Raw genomic sequence first — 20222 nt, 5'->3', positions numbered from 1 at the left:
TGGCATATGACTGTCTCCGCCTGTTCGTAACTCCACCGGGGCTCGTGCATGACCTTGCCAAGGTTCGTGCGGAACTCCGCCGGGTCCGTACGGAACTCTGTTGGATCCATACGGAACTCTGCCGGGTTTGTGATATCTGGTGTAACAAACCTGACGGAGTTCCGTACGGGTCCATCACGGTTTCGTACGGACCCGGCGGAGTTTCGAACAAATCTCGCGGAGATACGGACAAACCCGATGGTAATTGGGCATACCGCTGCGGAAGGGGTTGGCGCTCGCTGTCTTCGGATCCCGATGTGGGAACGAGGGCATGGCTACTTTTGGGGAGGGGAATGATATATATCGCTGATACGCCGTTCATGCCCGGATTGGCGTTTTCGTGCCCGCTGGTTGCGGGGGGGGGGCAATGGCCCTAGGCTGGGAGCTGTTTGATGGCTTGAGCTGAAGGAGTTGCCATGGCCGGTGTTCGATGGGGATTGGCTCGCAGGGTTGTGGGTGCGTTGGCCGCCGTGGCGACGTTGGCGTCGCTGGCCGTCGGCTCTGTTACGGCGATGGCCGCTCCCGCCGATCCTTCCCTTGCGGGGGAATCGGCATCCAACGCCGAGGCCCAGCCCACTAATCCTTCCCTTACAGGGGAGGTGGCGCACAGCGCCGGAGGGGTAGACCCCACGTCCGGCACGCAATCCACGTCCTCCGCGATCGACTGCACGTCAACAACTCCGGTCCGGATCGGCACGCCGGAGCAGTTCATGGCGTTCGCCGACTGCGTGAACAATAACAAGAACGTATCCCTCAACGCCATGTTGACCGCCGACATCGATCTGACCGGTGGCGCGTATGCGGGTTTCACTGGCGTGGGTACTCGTGTTTGGGCATATTCGGGTGTGTTCGATGGTGCCGGTCATACCGTCACGGTGAATATCGATGCCCCTGACACCAGTAATATTGGTTTGTTCGGCCGGGTCGGTCCGGACGCGCAGATTCGTGATGTGACGGTGACCGGCTCGGTTGTGGGCAGTCGCTATGTGGGTGGCCTAATCGGCGAAGTATCGCCCTACGGCAGGGCCGGGGCTGCCGGCGAGGTCGTTGTGGAGCGTGTGCGTAACATGGCGACGGTGCGGGGAACGCGTGATGTCGGTGGCATTGTTGGTTCGGCCTATGGCAATCCGTCTTCGCCCCTGCGGTTGATGGTGCAGAATTGCTGGAATTCGGGAACCGTCACAAGCACAGGGGAAGACGGAGTCTCTGCCGGCATCGTTATGGCCACAGTGAACGACATGATTGTATTGTCGGTTTCGGGATGTCTGAACACCGGTTCGGGCATGGGGAATGCGATTGCGAATTATGTGTACTCGGGCTTTTTGGAGAAAATGACGTTCGAGCGTAATTATTCGTCGACGGTGGCCCCGTATGAGGGCCAGGGCGCCGCGTTGACCGCCGGCCAGCTGAAGTCCGGCGAGGCGGCGTGGCTGCTCAATGGGGAGAAGTCCGATGGTGTGTGGCGGCAGAACCTTGGTGGCGATGATGCTGATGTGACGCCGACCCTTGACTCTACCCATGGCGTGGTCCACAAGCGAGCGGATGGCACCTTTTCCAACTCTCAGGAGAAGGAGTCAGGTGATTTCGTCGTGTCTCCGGAGGACGGCGGTTGGTCGTTCGTGGATGGCGTGTTGACGTTCACCGGTGCCGGCCCCTACACGGTTTCGATGAAGCCCGACGCGGCGACCACCACGAACCGTATCGTCGCCGACCCGGGGGCCAATGGCACGGTGAATCTGACGATTGACGGCTTGAACAGCGCGCCGTCGGTCGGTGCTCCGATCGGAGTCGCTGCCAAGAGCACGCTCAATCTCACGCTCACGGGTAGCAGCACGTTGCGGGGACCGGGCGATTATATCGGCTCCCACAGTTTCCCCGGTGTCCATGTGCCGGATTCTTCGACGCTGGTGATCTCGGGGACGGGAGAGATGATTGCCGTGGGTGGTGAAAATTGCGCCGGCATTGGCTGGTGTGCCAATGGGGCTAGTGGCTCGGTGATAGTGACCTCGGGCACGGTGACGGCCAAAGGCGGTACGCAAGGTGCTGGCATTGGCACAGGTCAAGATGGCAGAGTGGGGTCAGTCGTAGTCTCCGGTGGCAATGTGACGGCTGTCGGAGGAACGTATGGTGCTGGCATTGGCGGAGGTCTTAGTGCTCCTGGCGGTACGGTAGCGGTACTTGGTGGTGTGGTGACTGCCACTGGCGGGTCTGTGGCTGAAGGCATTGGAGCAGGAGCTGGCAGCGAGCCTCAAGGCTCGTTTGTGACTTCTTCCCAAGAAGGGATGCCGGGCAATGGCGTGGTGTTTGCTTCATCGATCGGTGACCAGTCGCAGAAGGAGGCATGGTCTGGCGTCATTGCCGAGGGTAATGCTGGCAGGGTGTATGGTTCGCCATCGCCGGATTCGTTCGAGATCCCTGCGGGTACGACGCTGACAGTGCCATCCGGTGCGACGTTGGGGCTTAAGTCCGGCGTGACGATCGAGGACAACGGCTCGATTATCGTCGAGGACGGGGCAATCGTGGATGCCGGTGGCGTGTTCGCAGGCGGCGGCAAGTTCCTGTGGAGGATGACGCCGGCTGAGTCGAATATCGTCGTGCCGTCTGGTTGGACGAGTGATGACACGGATCATAACGCGGGCAACGCGTTGACGGAGGCCGCGAGGTTGCCGAAGGGCGCGGATACGGATGCGTTTGAGCGTGGCGGCCAACGGTTCGAGGTTTCGTTCGCGGATGGCTGGTCTGGCCCGGCGTTGGAGTATTCGTCGGATGAAGGCAAGACATGGGCCGATACCTCCGAGGCGAAGCAGAGTGGTTCGTACCGGTTGAGGTTCTCGAAGTCCGGCGTGGATTCGGTGTATTCGACGGTGTTCGTGGTGTCGGAGCAGTCTCCCGACCCCGAACCTGGCCCTGATCCCGATCCCGGCCCGACTCCTGATCCGGGTCCGGAGCCCGGGCCGGAGCCCGAGTCCAAACCTGGTCCCGGTGGCACCACGGTTCCCGGCGGCTCGACCACGAACCCGGATGGTTCGGTGACCATTCCCGGCGGTTCCACGGACAAGGGCGAGGTCACCCTGCCCGGCGGTGGTGGCACGGTCATGGTTCCTGGTGGTTCCGTGGTGAATCCGGATGGGTCGGTCACTGTTCCCGGTGGGGCGGGTGACCGGGTCGAGATCACGTTGCCTGGCGGCGGCACCGTCGTGGTTCCCGGTGGCTCGGTGGTGAACCCGGACGGCACGGTGACGCCTCCGACCTTGGACGCCGGTCCGGTCGTGGCTCCTCCCGCCAAGGGCGAGGTCCTGCGTCTGCACGCCGGTTTGGATGGTTTCGGTTTCCTCAAGAGGCAGGCCAAGGTCGGTGGGCGGATTGATTTCACGGAGCCTCTGGCGACGTGGGGTTATCGTTCGCGTGAGATCACGCGCCATCCATCGAAGGGCCGTGCGTGGTTGTCGTCGGTGCATTACCAAGGTGACGAGCCCGGCACCCATGAGTTCGATGTGTCGTACACGATGCCTTCCGGTGGCACCATTGTCGTGACGTACACGGCTGTGGTGACCGGTGATGACAAGCCTGATGATAACAAGCCCGGCGAGGGCGATAATCCCGGTGGGAACGGTGGCCAAGGTGACAAACCCGGTCAGGACGGCGCTCAGGGTGGACAGACCGGCCGCCCCGGCCAGAACGGCTCCGGCGCCAGCGCGTCGGCTTCGGGGGATAAACCGACCGCCCTGTCCCGCACCGGCGCGTCCGTATCCGCCATCGCGCTGGCCGCGTTCCTGCTGGCCTCCGCCGGTGTCGTCCTGCGTGTGCGTCGCCGTATCTGAGCGGGTTTGTGCTCCCTTTGATGGGCTGAGCCATGAGACAAGCACCTCCGGCGTTTGCTGCACGGCTCAGCCCATCAAAGGGAGCGTCAGGCGATGTCGTAGGTCTGGGCCTTGAAGTCGACGGTCACGGTGGTGCCGTCGGCGAAGGTCGTTTGCTGCACGGTCACGTCGTTGTCGACGAATTCGAAGCCGGTCATCTCCAGCATGCCGACTCGACGGTGCAGATCGCACACCGTCTGGCAGCGGGCGATGTCGTCCTCCAGACGGGCCTTGGCGGCCGCGTCGCCGGTATCGCCGTCGATGCCCGCGTAGGCGGCGTCGCGGATCAGATACGGCGCGCCGCCGTTGAGCAGCGCGTAGAGCATGTAGTCCTCGCCGCCCTCGATGCGGTCCATCATCCACGGCTCGATCACGCAATCGTGCCACACGAGGTTCTGCAACGGCACCGGCACGCCCTCGCGGGGCGCGGCCGGGTCGCGCATCTGGAAGTCATAGGGCGCGTAATGGCAGAACACGAGCGAGCCCATCGCCCAATCCGAAACCTCTTCGGAGGAGGTGAGGATGCCGTGCGCGAGCAGCCATTCGAAGCACTGGGCGCGCATCTCGAGGCATTCGCGACGCGTCATGCGATGCTCCGGGGCGGCGCATTCGTCGCCTTCGTTGCAGGTGAACACGTCGAGGTAGGTGCAGTCGAGTTTGACACCGTTTGCCGCGATCTTGCGGTAGTTGCGCTTGACATAGTCCGGCGCGAAGCGGGCGCACAGATAGGTCTGGTGTCCGCCCGCCCACCTCGCATGCTCGGGAATCGTGCCGTCCGGCAGACGGACCGCGTTGCGCGGGTCGAAGGTCTCGGCGGAGAAATAGTAATCGCGGTATTGGTCGTGCAGGCCGAACATGAAGCCGCAGTCGTGCGCCGTGTCGGCCAGCTCTTTAAGGCCTTCCCAGCCGCCGGCCTCGCGGCAGGCGGGCAGATAATCGGGATGGCTGTTGTCGTAGCCGGGCTGGCCCCAGCCGTCGAGGTGCATGAACAGATTCGTCACGCCCAGCTCCCTCAGATCGCGCAGCTGCCGCGCGCGTTCTGAGAACGTGACGAGATTCTGGTTCTTCTCCGGATGCTCGGCGTCGTAGAGCCCTGAATCGGGTTGCACGAGCGTCTTGGCGCCCACATGCATCCACATGCGCCCGGTGAGGTCCCTGACCGACGGATTGCGCGCGGCCTTCTCGGCCAGCGTGCGCAGATGGCCGTGCTCGTCGGCCCACGCGCGGTAGGTCTTGGCGATGCCGGTCACGTCGGTGTCGCCAAGGAAACGCATGCGCACGACGCGCCGGTAGTCCATGCGTCCCAACGAAGGTTCGAACCATGTGCGCACATGCGTATAGGGGCCGCCGGCCGGATGATCGGCGTGATATCCGGCGTTCCACGGCGTCTCGCAGATCGCGATGTACCCGGCCTTCCCGCGCAGCTGCGCGAACCAAGGCATGTAGCCGCCCTCGGTGCCGTAGCGCCCGTCGAAGGCGATGGGGGAGAGGGCCGTCGGCCAGTCGTTGGGGATCATCGTGCCTTGGCAATGCGTGATCAGCGTGCGCCAGTCGGCGCGCGGCTCCTCGAAGGCGAAGGGGGCGGGCCAATCCACGCGGGTGACAGCCAGTCCGTCCTCGCACAACGGCGCCCATTCGAAGACCACGTCGCCCGACGAGGCCTCGATCCATACGAAGGTCTCGAAGGAATACGCCGTGTTCGCCACGCTGACGAAACGCGAGACGATGCCTTCGCCGGTGCCGAAGGAACGGCGCTCGTGGGTGACGGAGGCGGCCGACCCGACGAAGGACAGCGGCGCGTCGTGGCCGGTGGCCGTGAGCGTGGGCATGGCGCCGGGAAGGGCGTCCCATCGCTCGCCGTCGCGTGTGATGGACAGGGCGAGCGTCGTCTCGTCGTAGTCGAGCGAGGTGCCGGAACAGGTGAGGGAGATCATATGGTTTGCCGCCTTGGGAATGATTGTCGGAAAGGATATGGGGATAGGGGTACATCGTCGCGTGGAAGCCGTGGGATTGGCGAAAGTCCCGCGAACGGACCGGTCCCGGCCAGTGTACGCCGCGCGGGGCGCGCATCGGACGGGACCGGTGTCTGTCGTCGCCGGGAGCGTCGACGACGGGGATCTGCGGCTATGCCGCTGTCAGTTCTTCGTCATATTGGTGAAGAGAGGGCCGCCGCTGTAGTCGAAACCGACGTTGGTGATGTTCTTGGTGCTGACGGCCACCGCGTTCTCGTTCCACAGCGGGATGGCCGGCAGATCCTGCAGCAGGATTTCCTCGCCCTGGCGGTAGTAGTCGTCGGCCTGCTCCGCGGTCGGGGAGGCCAGCGCCTTGTCCATCAGCTCGTCGAAGGCGGGGTTCTTGTAGTTGCCGTTGTTCGAGCCCTTGCCGTCGGCCGCGGAGCTGGCGTAGAGCGTGACCAGGTAGTTGTCGGCGGAGGGGTAGTCCGGACCCCACAGCGAGGTGAACGCCGCGTTGATCTTGCCGGAGTCCACCAGTCCGTAGAACTCGGTGGAGGTGGCGGAGGGATCGCCCTTCGCATCGATGCCGAGCGTGTTGGAGATGTAGTTGCACACGGCGTTGACCCAGTCCTTGCCGCCGCCGTCGGAGGCGTAGGCGATCTTGAAGGTTCCGGACCATGGCGAGATCTCGTTGGCCTTGGCCCACAGCTCCTTGGCCTTGGTCGGGTTGTATTCGAGCACGTCGTTGCCCTTGAGATCCTCAGAATAGGCGGAGAGGGTCGGCGCCAGGAAGTCCTTGGCGGGGGTCTTGATGCCGTTGAAGATCTTCTTGGTCACGGTCTTGCGGTCGATGGACATGGAGATGGCCTGGCGGCGCAGATTGCCCTCCTCGGAGCCCTGCTGGAAATGCTCGAGCGATTCGGGGATCACGAAGGCCTGCGCGTTGGCGCCCGACTGGTTGTAGGCCTTGAGCGTCGTGTCATTCTGGAAGGACTTGGCGCTGTTCGGCGGGATGATGTGCGTGAAGTCGAGATGGCCGCCCTGCACATCCGCATAGGCGGAGACCGGCGAGGTGTAGATGCGGAACTCGAGTCCGTCGTTCTTGGCCATGCGGTTGCCCTTGTAGTCGGGGTTCTTCTTCAGCACGATGCTCTTGTTGTGGTCCCAGCTGACGAACGTGTAGGGGCCATTGGTCACCGGCTTCTCGCCGAAGGCCTTCATGTCCTTGAAGGCGGATTCGGGCAGCGGCGTGTAGCCGTGCGATCCGAGCTTGGCCGGCAGGGCCGAGTCGGGCTGGGAGAGCTTGATGACGATGGTGTCGTCGTCGGGCGTGGACAGGCCGGAGAGCGTGGCCTTGGGATCCTGGGTCTTCTGCAGCTCGTCATAGCCCTGGATGGTGTTGAAGAACGTGGCCGAGCCCTGCGCGTTCTTCGGGTTCGCCGTGTAGTTCCAGGCGTCCACGAAGGAGTGGGAGGTGACGGGCGTGCCGTCGGAGAACTTCCATCCCTTCTTCAGCGTGATCGTGTATTCGGTGGCGTCGTCGTTCGGCGTGATGGTGTCGGCGACCTCGTTCTCGATCTTGCCGCCCTTGCCGAAGCTGGTCAGACCGGCGTAGAGCTGGTCGACGACCTTGCCGCCGCCGGCCTCGGTGACGGCGCCGCCGGTCAGGCCGTGCGCCGGCTCGGTGCCATAGACGCTGACGATGTTCTCCTCGGCCGAGTCGGAGCCGGAGTTTCCGGCCCCGCAGCCGGCCAGCGCAAGCGCCGCGGCGCAGATGGCCGCGCACGCCGGCAGGAAGCGGCGATGGCATGTGATCATGATGTCCCTTTCGTTGGCAATGTGCTGATGCGGAAGCGGAGGGCGCACAACACATATGCCGCGCTTCTTTTAAGGCAAGGTAGTTAACCAATATGTCGCGCGCATGTCGTCGCCCACCATGCGGGACGGGAATGGGGTCGTATGCGGCGCGTCGCCATATGGCACAAGGATTCCCAGGGTGCCGCGGACGCTGGTCGAATACGTCGTCGGAAGAAAAGCGGCGTGTTATGGCGCGTTTTCCTTCCCGAAACAGACAATTCGGCTACAATGAGACGTACCCGCTCGGCGAAGACGCCGGGACGGAACGCATATAGCGGTGCGAGCCGCTTGAAAGGGAGGTCACCATGGAAATCGTCGTTACCGGACGTCACACGCAGATCAAGCAAAGGTTCCGTGATGTCGTCGAAAGCAAGATGAATCGTGTGACCGCTATCGCCCCGGACGCCCAGCGCGTCCAGATCGTGCTCACGCACGAGGGCAATCCGAGCCGAGCCGATTCCGCCAAGCGCGTGGAGATCACGGTGATCGCGGGCCGCACCGTGGTGCGCGCCGAGGCTTCGAGCACCGATGAGTTCAGCGCGCTCGACATGGCTCTCGACAAGCTGACTCTGCGTCTGCGCCGCACGCGCGACCGTCGCAAGGACCATCGCCGCGGATACACCAACCCGGTGCCGGTGGACATGGGCGTCATCGAGCCGGAGCCCGTCGAGGAGCCGGTCGAGGAAGTCAACAACAGCCCCGAGGCCGCCGTCGCCTCCGACCTCGGACCGGGGGAGTCCGTCGAGGTCCAGGTCGGCGACACGCCGATTGTCATCCGCCGCAAGCTGCACATCGCCGAGCCGATGAGCATCGACGAGGCCCTGTATGAGATGGAGCTGATCGGACACGACTTCTTCCTGTTCGTCAACAAGGAGACCAACCGTCCGTCCGTCGTCTACCATCGCCACGGCTGGAGCTACGGCGTCTTCGAGATCGACACTCCGGAGAACGTCGCCTGACGACGAAACCTCAGGACGCACACGGGAGCCCCGCACCGAACGAAGGTGCGGGGCTCCCCGCGTATGAGCGCGTTTCCGGCGCTTCGGGCTCATATGAATCCCAGATATCATATAAATCTTCGTAAAAAGGTCGAGAAAATCCGTCTTCGTCGGATACGGCGGGGTATCCTCGTCGAGGAATTCATTGCGGCATATGGAAAGCCGCAACCGCAACGACACGGAAGGTGGTCACCCGAGTGGTAGACATCGTTGACAAAGCCCTGCGCATGGGCGAGGGACACCAGATCAAGAAGCTCGAGGGCGTGGCCAAGGCCGTGAACGCGCTCGAGGACGAGATCGCGGCGCTTTCGGACGACGAGCTCAAGGCCCAGACGGGCAAGTTCAAGGAGAAGCTGGACAACGGCGCCAAGCTCGACGACATCATGCCGGAGGCCTTCGCCACCGTGCGCGAGGCGTCCAAGCGCGTGCTGGGCCAGCGTCACTTCGACGTGCAGCTCATGGGCGGCGCCGCCCTGCACTGGGGTAACATCGCCGAGATGAAGACCGGCGAAGGCAAGACGCTGGTCGCCACGCTGCCGAGCTACCTCAACGCCCTCGAGGGCAAGGGCGTGCACGTCGTCACCGTCAACGACTACCTGGCCAGCTACCAGAGCGAGCTCATGGGCCGCATCTACCGCTTCCTCGGCATGTCGGTCGGCTGCATCATCACCGACCAGAAGCCGCCGGAGCGCCGCAAGCAGTACAACGCCGACATCACCTACGGCACGAACAACGAGTTCGGCTTCGACTATCTGCGCGACAACATGGCGTGGGACCGCCATGAGCTCGTGCAGCGTGGCCATCACTATGCGATCGTCGACGAGGTCGACTCGATCCTCATCGACGAGGCCCGCACGCCTCTGATCATCTCCGGCCCCGCCGAGGGCGACGTGACGCGCTGGTACCGCCAGTTCGCGCGTCTGGTGCCCAAGCTGAGCCGCGACGAGGACTACGAGGTCGACGAGAAGAAGAAGACCGTCGGCATCCTCGACCCGGGCATCACCAAGGTCGAGGACTTCCTCGGCATCGACAACCTCTACGAGCCGGCCAACACCGCGCTGATCGGCTACCTCAACAACGCGATCAAGGCCAAGGAACTGTTCCTGCGCGACCGCGACTACGTCGTCACCGGCGGCGAGGTGCTGATCGTCGACGAGCATACCGGCCGCGTGCTGCCGGGCCGCCGCTACAACGAGGGTCTGCACCAGGCCATCGAGGCCAAGGAGAACGTCGAGGTCAAGGCCGAGAACCAGACCTTCGCCACGATCACGCTGCAGAACTACTTCCGCATGTACGACAAGCTGTCGGGCATGACCGGCACCGCCGAGACCGAGGCGGCCGAGTTCATGAGCACCTATAAGCTGGGCGTGCTGCCGATCCCGACGAACAAGCCGATGATCCGCCAGGACAAGGACGATCTGATCTTCCGCACGAAGAACGAGAAGCTCATGGCCATCGTCAGGGACGTGGCCGAGCGCCACCACAAGGGCCAGCCGGTGCTGCTGGGCACCGCGTCGGTCGAGAGCTCCGAGCTGGTCTCCTCGCTGTTCAAGGAGGCGGGCATCCCGCACCAGGTCCTCAACGCCAAGCAGCATGAGAAGGAGGCCGCGGTCGTCGCGGTCGCCGGCCGCAAGGGCGCCGTGACCGTCGCCACCAACATGGCCGGCCGAGGCACCGACATCATGCTCGGCGGCAACGTCGAGTTCCTCGCCGACGCCAAGCTCAAGGCCGAGGGCTATTCTCCGGAGGACACCCCGGAGGAGTACGAGAAGCGCTGGGCCGGCACCCTGGCCGAGGTCAAGGCGCAGGTCAAGGACGAGCACGAGGAGGTCACCGAGCTCGGCGGCCTGTATGTGCTCGGCACCGAGCGCCACGAGTCCCGCCGCATCGACAACCAGCTGCGCGGCCGTTCCGGCCGTCAGGGCGACCCGGGCGAGTCCCGCTTCTACCTGTCGCTCGAGGACGATCTGATGCGCCTGTTCAACACGCAGCTCGTGGCCCGCGTCATGGCCAAAGGCATGCCCGAGGGCGAGCCGATCGAGGCCAAGAGCGTGTCCAAGGGCGTGCGCACGGCGCAGAAGGCCCGTGAGTCCCAGAACTTCGAGATCCGCAAGAACGTCCTCAAGTACGACGATGTGATGAACAAGCAGCGCACCGTCATCTATGCCGAGCGCCAGGCCGTGCTCAAGGGCGAGGACATCCACGAGGACATCGAGCAGTTCATCTCCGACACCGTCGAGTCCTACATCAAGGGTGCCAACAATGGCTCCGACAAGCCCAAGGACTGGGATTGGGAAGGCCTGTTCAGGGCCCTCGCCTCGGTGGTTCCGACCAAGGTGACCCTCGAGGATGCCAAGGCCGCCGCCGAGGGCAAGAAGGGCGAGAAGGCCGTCGAGGCCGTGCGCGATCTGATCGTCGCGGACGCCAAGGAGACCTATGCCGGCATGGAGACGACGCTGGGCGCCGAGGGCTTGCGTCAGCTCGAGCGCCGCGTCGTGCTCGCCGTGCTCGACCGCAAGTGGCGCGAGCACCTCTACGAGATGGATTACCTCAAGGACGGCATCGGCCTGCGCGGCATGGGCCAGCGCGACCCGCTGGTCGAATACCAGCGCGAAGGCTACCAGATGTACAACTCCATGATCGAGGCGATCAAGGAGGAGTCCGTCCAGCTGCTGTTCCACGTCGACATCAAGCAGATCGCCGAGACCCAGGACCTCGAGTCCGAGAAGGATGAGGACGCTGCGGTCGAGACGGCCGAGCAGTCCGCCGGCATCACGCTGGCCGCCGAGGGCTCCGCCGCCGACGCGGCCGAGATCGCCTCCGGTCCGGACGAGGACGGTGATTCCGCCGCCGAGGCCGAGGCTGTGGCGGCTGAGCCCGCCGCGCCCGCCGTGGCTGACGCCGAAGCCGAGGAGGACGGCACCGATGTCGTGCGCGACGAGGACGGCAACCCGGTGATCGTGGGCCCGGCCCCGATCAGCCATGCCGAAGGCAAGGTCCCGGCCTCCAAGAAGCCGAAGAGCGAGGAGCTCAAGACCCCGTGGTCCGATGGACGCACCTTCCCCGGCACCGGCAAGAACGCCCCGTGCCCCTGCGGCTCCGGGCGCAAGTACAAGATGTGCCACGGCCAGAATGAGGCGTGAGCAGTCTGACTGACTGACGCAATTGGGCGGCATCTGAAAGGGTGCCGCCCAATTGTTGTATGAACAGGGAATCGAATCCGTTACGCGCGCTCGCATACGGCGGCGCACTGGCGGCCGCCGATGGCGATGCCCCAGCGTAGGCGTCCGCGCGCGTTATCCGGCAGCGCGGCGTCGTATTGCCGATCCTCGATTTGGTGCAGCGCCTCGTCTGCCTTGGAAGTGAGACTCTGTCCCAAAGCCTCCGGGGACTCGCCGTCCGCCGGCCTTACGTATTTCAACTCGATGGTGATTACCGGCCTTGGCCCGGGAGCGGCGAACATCGAGCCGAAGGTGCCGGGAAGAGCCGGCTCCAGGCGCAGGTCGTAGCGTCCATAACCGGACTCACGGTTGGACAGAGGATCGCCATAGCCCCGGATGCCGAAGCACAGCCCCATGAGCAGCATATGGCAGGAGTTCTCCGACACCACGTCGAAGCTCGACGTCGAATCGCGCAGAATGCCGTTCAGCTGTTCGACCAATGTTTCGGCATCGCCACTCGCCAGCGCGTCGTGGAATTCATACAAACGTTGTTGCGCGCCCATGGAGGAGACGAATCGACCGATGATCTCATCGCGGTAGAGGCCGGCGATCTCCAGATCGGGGATGCGCAGGCGGCGCGCCAGATTGGTCTGCCCCGGGAATCCCGTGTCCTCGGTGGTCAGGTAGCCGGCCAGATACAGCATCGACCACACCGCGTCCCTACGCACGCCGAGGTCGGGGAACACCACGCTCAGATCGAGCGGCGCGGCGACGACACCATCGGGTTGCATGAGGTCGTAGATCTGGCTCAGCGTCTTTTCGTCCGCGTGATGCAGCAGGTCGCCGATGACGCCGTTGCTTGAGGTGTTGCCCCAGTAGTTGTCGGGTGTGCAGTCATTGTCAAGGAAATTGAGCACGCTCCATGGGTTGTAGACATCCTGTCGGCCGAAGCGATAGCCGTCATACCATTGGCGGGCCGTGTCCATGCATTCCGTGCCATATCCCAGATATGTCGCCAGCGCGGCGACCTCGGCCTCGGTGAAGCCGTAGCGTTCGTCGAACTGTGTGGACAGCGTCGTGTTCACCACGAGATTGTTGAGATCACTGAAAATCGACTCCTTGCTGATGCGCTGCACGCCGGTCAGACAGGCGAAGGCAAGCATGGTCCCGGCGTTTTTGAGCGGTCCGGTCAGCCAGGTTTTGATGAAGGTGACGGCCTCGTCATAGTAACTGCCCTTCGGCGAGGAATACGCCGCCATGATGGGGGCATCGTATTCGTCGAGCAGCAGCACCACCGGATGCTGGTGGTGCCGATATAGCATCGACACCAGCCTTTGCAGGGATGAGAGCATATCCTCCCTGAAATCATCGGATGTCGAGCGGGACAAAATGCGCTTGAAATACGCCTTGTCGTCCTCGGAAAGGGCGTCGCTGTCCAGAAGATAGCGGTGGCGCGCGTATTCATCGCCGATCATATGCACCAGCGAACCGTAGGTGTCGGCCCACGTCAGTCCCTTCGCGGTGAGCATACTGAGGTTGACGACCGGATACACGCCCTGATGGCTGCGGTATCGGCCGTCGTCGGCTTCCCACACATCCGTTCCCTCGAACCAATCGGCGTGATTGCTGCCGTCCGGGGGAAGCTCGAAGAATGCCCTCATCATCGAAAGGTTCAGCGATTTGCCGAAGCGGCGCGGACGGCAGAACAGGGTGGCCGAATATCCCGAATCCAGCACGTCGGCGATGAGCCCGGTTTTGTCCACGAACACGGAGACGGGCGCGACCGAGGCGAAATCGCCGAAGCCGATTGGCAGTCGTTTGCGGCCGGTGCGGTCCACGATACATGCGCCCGGCATGCGCCACACGCCGTTGCCCCGCGATTCGAGCGTGACGTTTTCCCCGACCATCGGCACCTCCGTTTCCTTCGGCTTCCAGTGTAGACCGAATGGGTTGCTTCCGTCATATGGACCGGCGGGACGGGCGCAACATGGGGCCGATAGAATATGCGGCAGCAATGCCAAGGAAAGGGGCGTCATGGCCGACATCACATGGAAGTCGATATTGGGCAAGCTCGTCGGGGGCGAGCACTTGAGCGCGGAGGAATCCGAATGGTTCGTTGACGATCTGATGCAGGGCAACGCCAACCCGGCCGCCGTGGGCGCGGTGCTCGCCACTCAGCAGCAGCTCGGCCTGACCGCCGAGGAAGTGAGTGGTGCCGCCAAGGCCATGGTCGCGCATGCCGTGCCGCTCAAGGTCTCGGGGGAGTGCACCGATATCGTCGGCACCGGTGGCGATGGCGCCGCCACCGTGAACCTGTCCACCATGGGCTCGGTCGTCGCGGCCGCCGCCGGCGTCAAGATCGTCAAGCACGGCAACCGTGCCGCCTCCTCGAAGTGCGGCGCCGCCGACTGCCTGGAGACGCTGGGACTGCCGCTGGGCCTCGATCCCAAGGCCGTGGGCGAGGTGGCCGATGAGGTCGGCATCACCTTCGCCTTCGCCAAGACCTTCCACCCGGCCATGCGCTTCGTCGGTCCGATCCGCGCCGCGCTCGGCGTGCCCTGCGTATTCAACGTGCTGGGCCCCCTGACCAACCCGGCCAATCCGAAGCATGTGGCCATCGGCTGCGCCAAGCGCGCGATGAGCCCGATCATGGCCGCCGTCTACGCTGCCAACGGCCAGACCGGCATGGTCTACACCTCCTCCGAAGGCCTCGACGAGCTCGCGCCCACCGGCCCGGTCTCCGTCTGGGAGTTCCGCGGGGATGGCAAGGTCACCGAAACCGAATTCGACCCGACCGTCGAACTGGGCCTCGATCACGTCACCATCGCCGATCTCAAGGGCGGCGAGCCCGAGGTCAACGCGCAGGCCGCGCGCGATCTGTTCGCCGGCAAGGACGTGCCCTTCCGCACCACCGCGCTGCTGAACGCCGCCTCCGCCATCGTCGCCGACGGCCATCAGGTGCCCGCCGACGGCACGCTGGGCGAGCGCTTCAAGGCCGCCTACGCGCTGGCCGAGAAGGCCGTCGACTCCGGCGCGGCCGCCGATCTGCTCGGGCGCTGGATCGCTGCCGCCAAGGCCAAGGTCGCGTGAGTCCAGGCTGGGTTAGAGATCTGGGAACGTTTTTCATAGTCCTCTCGGCATTGCCGTTGCTCCGGTAAGTGGAGCTTGGACAATGCCGAGAGGCTTTTTGATATCGCTGATGCCATAAGCACTCCGGTAAGCGCAATAAATCGATATCCGCAAGCAATAGTTCTATAAAAACCCATGGCTCCCGGCCGTATCGTTGAAGCAGGAAAACACAGAAGTTGTTCCTAACCGGCGAATAGCGAATAAAAGGAGCAGACATGGCAGAGCATTTCGCGGACGCGCAGACCGTCACCGCCAAGGACACCAAGCTCGTCATCCCGACCTACGGGATCGGCGCGCCCGACAAGAACCCCCAGTTCATCGAGAAGCGCGTCTATCAGGGCTCGACCGGCAAGGTCTACCCCTATCCGGTCGTCGAGTCCATCAAGGACGAGAAGGAGGACAAGGTCTACAAAGCCGTGATCCTCGAGAACGAATACCTCGAGGTCACTGTGCTGCCCGAACTGGGCGGGCGCATCCAGTATGCGAAGGACAAGACCAACGACTACGACTTCGTCTACCGCAACGATGTGATCAAGCCCGCGCTCGTGGGCCTGACCGGTCCATGGATCTCCGGCGGCATCGAGTTCAACTGGCCGCAGCACCACCGCCCGACCACCTATCTGCCCGTCGATTACAAGCTCATCGACCTCGAGGACGGCGGCAAGGGCGTGCAGTGCCATGACGTCGACCAGATGCACGGCACCGAAGTCGTCACCACCGTCGCGCTGCACCCGGGCAAGGCGTATATCGAGATCACCGGCGACCTCTACAACGGCACCGCCTTCCCGCAGACCTTCCTGTGGTGGGCGAACCCCGCCGTGCCGGTCAACGACCATACGCGCACCGTCATGCCGCCGGATGTGACGGCCGTCATGGACCACGGCAAGCGCGACGTGTCCCGCTATCCGATCGCCACCGGCACGTATTACAAGCACGACTATTCCGAGGGCGTCGATATCGGCCGCTACAAGAATGTGCCGGTGCCGACCTCCTATATGGCCGCCGGTTCCAACTACAACTTCGTGGGCGGTTATGACTACGGCGTGGGTGCCGGCATCCTGCACGTCGCCGACCATCACATCAGCCCCGGCAAGAAGCAGTGGGTGTGGGGCTGCGGCGATTTCGGCCAGGCCTGGGACCGCAATCTGACCGACGAGAACGGCCCCTACGCCGAGCTCATGACCGGCGTCTACACCGACAACCAGCCCGATTTCACGTGGCTCAAGCCCTTCGAATCCAAGAAATTCACGCAGCACTTCATGCCCTACAAGGCGGTCGGTCTGGTCAAGAACGCCACGCTCGACGCGGCCGTGAATCTGGAATTCGGGCCCGTCGATCCGGCGCGCGCCGCGGGTGAGACCGAGGGCGTCGATGGGCAGGGCCTGGCCGATGGACAGGGCCGTGTGACCGTGTATGCCACGCATGTGGTCGAGGCCGCCCGCGTGGTCGTCGCCGCCAAGAACGGCACCATGCTGTTCGAGGCCACGCAGAAGCTGTCGCCCGTGGACACGCTGACCGCCGAATTCTCCACGGAGGGCATCGAAGCGACCGAGATCACCGTCACCGTGATCGACGCGGCCGATGGCAAGGTGCTGGTGGACTACACGCCTCAGCCGGCGAAGATCGACAAGATCCCGGATCCCGCCGAGGCCGCGCTCGAACCGGCCGAGGTGCCGACCAACGAGGAGCTGTTCCTGACCGGCCAGCATCTCGAGCAGTACCGCCACGCCACCTATCTGCCCGACCCGTATTATCTGGAGGGCCTGAAGCGTGATCCGGGCGACGCGCGCATCAACAACGCCTACGGTCTGCTGCTTATGCGCCGTGGCGCGTTCGAGGAGGCCAAGCCGTATTTCGAGAAGGCCATCGAACGCCTGACCCGCCGCAACCCGAATCCCTATGATTCCGAGGCCTACTACAACCTCGGCCTGGTCGAGGTGTTCCTCGGTGAGGACGACAAGGCCTTCGACGCCTTCTACAAGGCCGCATGGGACGACGCCCAGCAGGAGAACTCCTTCTATTGGATGGCCTGCATCGCCGCCCGCCGCGGCGACTTCGCGGAAGCGCTCGATTATGCTGAGCGTGGTCTGATCAAGAACGTGAAGAACCTCAGGGCCCGGGGGCTCAAGGCCTATCTGCTGCGTAAGCTCGGCCGCACCGCCGACGCCGCCGCGGCCGTCGCCGAGAACCTCGCCCTCAACGCCTTCGACTATGTCTCCGGCTTCGAGAAGTTCCTCGCCGACGGCGATGAGAGCAGCTTCGGCCTGATGCGTGGATTCGCACAGAACTATCTCAAGGCCGCCCGCGATTACGCCGCCTTCGGCGCCTATGAGGAGGCGCTTGCGATGCTGGCGCGCGCCGATCAGAACGATCCGATGGTCAACTACTACGAGGCATACTATCGGCATCTGCTCGGTGACGAGGCCAAGGCGTCTGCATTGGTCGCCGCCGGCGAAGCCGCGGACTCGGCCTATTGCTTCCCGAACAAGCTCGAGGACATCGCCGTGCTGCGCTACGCGATCGAACTCGGCAAGCAGGGCTGCGTGACCGTCGCCAAGGCCCCGTATTACCTCGGCTGCCTGTTCTACGACAAGCTGCAGTCCGACGAGGCGATCGCGCTGTGGGAGGCGAGCGAGGCCGCCGACCCGAGCTTCCCGACCGTCCACCGCAACCTGTCGCTGGCCTATTACAACAAGAAGGGCGACAAGGAGCGCGCCTCCGTCGAGATGGAGGAGGCCTTCCGCCTGAACACCGCCGACAGCCGCGTGTTCCTGGAGCTCGACCAGCTGCACCGCACGCTCGGATGGAGCTACGAGCAGCGACTGGAGGAATTCGAGAAGCATCTTGACGTGGTCGAGGGCCGCGACGACCTCACCATCAAATACCTGACCGTGCTCAATCTGACCGGCCACTATGCCAAGGCCTTCGAGCTCATGGGCGCCCGCCGCTTCCATCCGTGGGAGGGCGGCGAAGGCAAGATCACCACGCAGTATCGCATTGCGCTGACGCTGCTGGCCAAGGACGCGATGAAGTCCGGCGACTGGGCGCGCGCCAAGGAGCTGCTGGTCGAGGCGCAGACCTATCCGCACAACCTCGGCGAAGGCAAGCTCGAGGGGCAGAAGTACAACGATCTGCACTATTACCTCGGTCTCGTCGAGCGCCATCTCGGCAATGAGGAGGCCGCGCGCGAGGAGTTCCGTCTCGCGACCATCGGCCCCGACGAGGTGAAGGGCGCGATGTATTACAACGACCAGCCCGCCGAGATGATCCTCTTCCAGGGCCTGGCCCACAAGGAGCTAGGGGAGAAGGGCGCCGCCAACGCCCGCTTCTACCGCCTGCTCGACTTCGGCGAGCAGCATCTGGACGACAAGGTCAAGATCGAATACTTCGCCGTGTCCCTGCCGGACTTCCTGATCTATGAGAAGGACTACACCAAGATGAACCGCATCCACTGCGAGTACGTCATGGCGCTGGCCAACATCGGCATGGGCAACGCGGACAAGGCCTCCGCCCTGCTCGCCGAGGCCCTGAAGGAAGACCCCAGCCACATCCAGGCGAACCTCTTCACGACGCTGTCGCAGTGAGTCCGATCTAACTGAAGCATGCCGGTTCCCAAGGCCATCCACTCTGGCCTCGGGAACCGGCGTTTTCATGTCATATGCATAGGGGCTCCTAGCTATTTCTCTCTTTCTGAGAGTCGCAATTTTGCGATATGGGACGGCAATAATAACAAGAAAAATGGTGATTTTCAGCCATATCGTTGAAGCATCCGGTAACGAAGCCGGTGATGAACGGGCTATATCGCAAACCTGCGAGTAGTGAAAAGGAGTAACGATGAAGTTCGCTAAGAAAACGTTGGCGTTGGCGCTGACCGGCGCGATGGCGATGTCGATGGCCGCCTGTGGGTCGGCCAGTGGTGGCGACGGTGCCGCCGCCGATGCCGGCGACGCCAGCAATCCGACCAAGATCCTCGTGTGGAGCTGGGAATACTCGATCAACGATGATGTGGTCGCCGCCTTCGAGAAGGAGCATCCCGAGATCGACGTCGACGTGCAGTCCGTCGGTGGCGGCGAGGAGACCGTGCTCGCCTTGTCGAATGCCCTGTCCGCAGGCTCCGGTGCGCCGGACCTTGTGCAGGTCAACTACAACACCTTCCCGCAGTATGGGCTCGACGGCTCGCTCGAGGACCTCACCCAGTTCGGCATCAAGGACCTCATGGACGATATGTCCGCGGGTGTGACGGGCTCGATCACCAGCGGAGACAAAGTCGTCGGCGTGCCCTTCGGCACCGGCCCGATGGCTCTCTTCTACAACAAGGAGATCTTCGACAAGGCTGGCGTGAGCGAGGCGCCGAAGACCTGGGACGAGTATTACGAGGCGGCCAAGAAGATCCATGCCCTTGGGCCGAACTACTACATCACGAACGATTCGGTCGAGGCGGATATCATGCATTCGCTGCTGTGGGCCTCGGGCGGCTACCCTTATCAGATCGACGGCGAGAACATCACCATCGACTTCGACAAGCCCGAGATCACGAAGTTCATCGAATTCTGGCAGAAGCTCCTCGACGAGGATCTGGTCGACACCAAGACCCGCTGCTGGACCGAGGAATGGTTCAAGGGAATCAACGACGGTACGATCGCCTCGATCATGTCCGGTGCCTTCATGCCTTCCTCGCTGACCGGCAGCTCGGCGGATGTGGCCGGCAAGATGCGCGTGGCGACCATCCCCTCCTGGGACGCGGCGAATCCGACTAGTTCCGAGGCCGGCGGCTCCGGCATGGGCATCCCGACGGGCACCGACCCTGCCAAGGCCAAGGCTGCCTACACCTTCGCAGAATGGCTGTTCAACGGCAAGGGCGCTGACCTGCTTATGGAGAATGGCCTGTATCCGGCCAGCATCGCGAAGAGCACCGAGCAGTCGTTCCTGGACAAGGAATACGAGTATTTCGGTGGACAGAAGATCAACGAAGTGTTCGCCGAGTCCGTCAAGACCGTGAACGAAGGCTGGCAGTTCCTGCCCTATGAGCCGCATGCCGAGTCGCAGTACCGCGACATCATCGGCAAGGCCTACACCGAGGGCGGCACCATCGAGTCGAAGCTCCCGGAGTATGTCAAGACGATCGTCCAGTACGGCAAGGACCAGGGCTTCAAGGTCAACGAGTAGTTCTTCTCCTTCCTCCTTCCCCAAGGTGCGGCGCCCAGTGCGCTGCACCTTTTTTGT

General features: G+C 63.5%; 9 protein-coding genes. 6 read left to right on the top strand and 3 right to left on the bottom strand.

Features of this window, described 5'->3' with window-relative positions:
* Positions 1 to 455: 455 nt before the first annotated feature.
* Positions 456 to 3860 carry an autotransporter outer membrane beta-barrel domain-containing protein gene (locus AC1AUD_RS02175; protein WP_476571617.1) on the top strand — a complete coding sequence of 1135 codons (3405 nt, stop codon included), beginning with the start codon at positions 456 to 458 and terminating at the stop codon, positions 3858 to 3860.
* Between the two features lie 86 nt (positions 3861 to 3946).
* Here the strand turns inward: AC1AUD_RS02175 and AC1AUD_RS02170 are convergent, their stop codons facing one another.
* Positions 3947 to 5830: a DUF5696 domain-containing protein gene (locus AC1AUD_RS02170; RefSeq protein ID WP_476571769.1), complete on the bottom strand. Its 1884-nt coding sequence runs from the start codon at positions 5828 to 5830 to the stop codon at positions 3947 to 3949.
* Positions 5831 to 6034: 204 nt separating this feature from the next.
* Positions 6035 to 7672, bottom strand: a complete 1638-nt coding sequence (locus AC1AUD_RS02165) for a peptide ABC transporter substrate-binding protein (RefSeq protein ID WP_476571615.1) — start codon at positions 7670 to 7672, stop codon at positions 6035 to 6037.
* Between the two features lie 344 nt (positions 7673 to 8016).
* On the opposite strand from AC1AUD_RS02165, the gene hpf reads away from it, so the two are divergent.
* Both hpf and secA read left to right on the top strand, forming a co-directional pair.
* Positions 8017 to 8670: a ribosome hibernation-promoting factor, HPF/YfiA family gene (gene hpf, locus AC1AUD_RS02160; RefSeq protein WP_476571613.1), complete on the top strand. Its 654-nt coding sequence runs from the start codon at positions 8017 to 8019 to the stop codon at positions 8668 to 8670.
* Positions 8671 to 8906: 236 nt separating this feature from the next.
* Entirely contained in the window at positions 8907 to 11852 is a 2946-nt protein-coding gene (gene secA / locus AC1AUD_RS02155) for a preprotein translocase subunit SecA (RefSeq protein WP_476571611.1), read from the top strand.
* A gap of 80 nt (positions 11853 to 11932) precedes the next feature.
* Here the strand turns inward: secA and AC1AUD_RS02150 are convergent, their stop codons facing one another.
* Positions 11933 to 13777, bottom strand: coding sequence for an AAA family ATPase (locus AC1AUD_RS02150; RefSeq protein ID WP_476571609.1), 1845 nt, complete (start codon positions 13775 to 13777; stop codon positions 11933 to 11935).
* Positions 13778 to 13904: 127 nt separating this feature from the next.
* Between AC1AUD_RS02150 and trpD the strand changes: the two genes are divergently transcribed.
* The 3 genes from trpD to AC1AUD_RS02135 all read left to right on the top strand — a co-directional run bounded on the left by trpD (position 13905) and on the right by AC1AUD_RS02135 (position 20165).
* Positions 13905 to 14960 (top strand): anthranilate phosphoribosyltransferase, encoded by a 1056-nt coding sequence (trpD, locus tag AC1AUD_RS02145; RefSeq protein WP_476571607.1) that lies wholly within the window; start codon positions 13905 to 13907, stop codon positions 14958 to 14960.
* Between the two features lie 254 nt (positions 14961 to 15214).
* Positions 15215 to 18583, top strand: coding sequence for a DUF5107 domain-containing protein (locus AC1AUD_RS02140; protein WP_476571605.1), 3369 nt, complete (start codon positions 15215 to 15217; stop codon positions 18581 to 18583).
* Positions 18584 to 18833: 250 nt separating this feature from the next.
* Positions 18834 to 20165, top strand: coding sequence for an ABC transporter substrate-binding protein (locus tag AC1AUD_RS02135; RefSeq protein ID WP_476571604.1), 1332 nt, complete (start codon positions 18834 to 18836; stop codon positions 20163 to 20165).
* Positions 20166 to 20222: the final 57 nt, after the last annotated feature.

It is taken from the genome of Bifidobacterium sp. LH_730 (assembly GCF_056355835.1).
The sequence above is the reverse complement of the archived record's forward strand: the minus strand, read 5'-3'. Positions and strand labels throughout refer to the sequence as shown.

Bases quoted from the DNA above. Each gene is read 5' to 3' on its own strand.
- AC1AUD_RS02175 (WP_476571617.1), top strand. From the start codon at position 456: ATGGCCGGTGTTCGATGGGGATTGGCTCGCAGGGTTGTGGGTGCGTTG.
- AC1AUD_RS02165 (WP_476571615.1), bottom strand. From the start codon at position 7,672: ATGATCACATGCCATCGCCGCTTCCTGCCGGCGTGCGCGGCCATCTGC.
- hpf (WP_476571613.1), top strand. From the start codon at position 8,017: ATGGAAATCGTCGTTACCGGACGTCACACGCAGATCAAGCAAAGGTTC.
- AC1AUD_RS02150 (WP_476571609.1), bottom strand. From the start codon at position 13,777: ATGGTCGGGGAAAACGTCACGCTCGAATCGCGGGGCAACGGCGTGTGG.
- trpD (WP_476571607.1), top strand. From the start codon at position 13,905: ATGGCCGACATCACATGGAAGTCGATATTGGGCAAGCTCGTCGGGGGC.
- AC1AUD_RS02140 (WP_476571605.1), top strand. From the start codon at position 15,215: ATGGCAGAGCATTTCGCGGACGCGCAGACCGTCACCGCCAAGGACACC.
- AC1AUD_RS02135 (WP_476571604.1), top strand. From the start codon at position 18,834: ATGAAGTTCGCTAAGAAAACGTTGGCGTTGGCGCTGACCGGCGCGATG.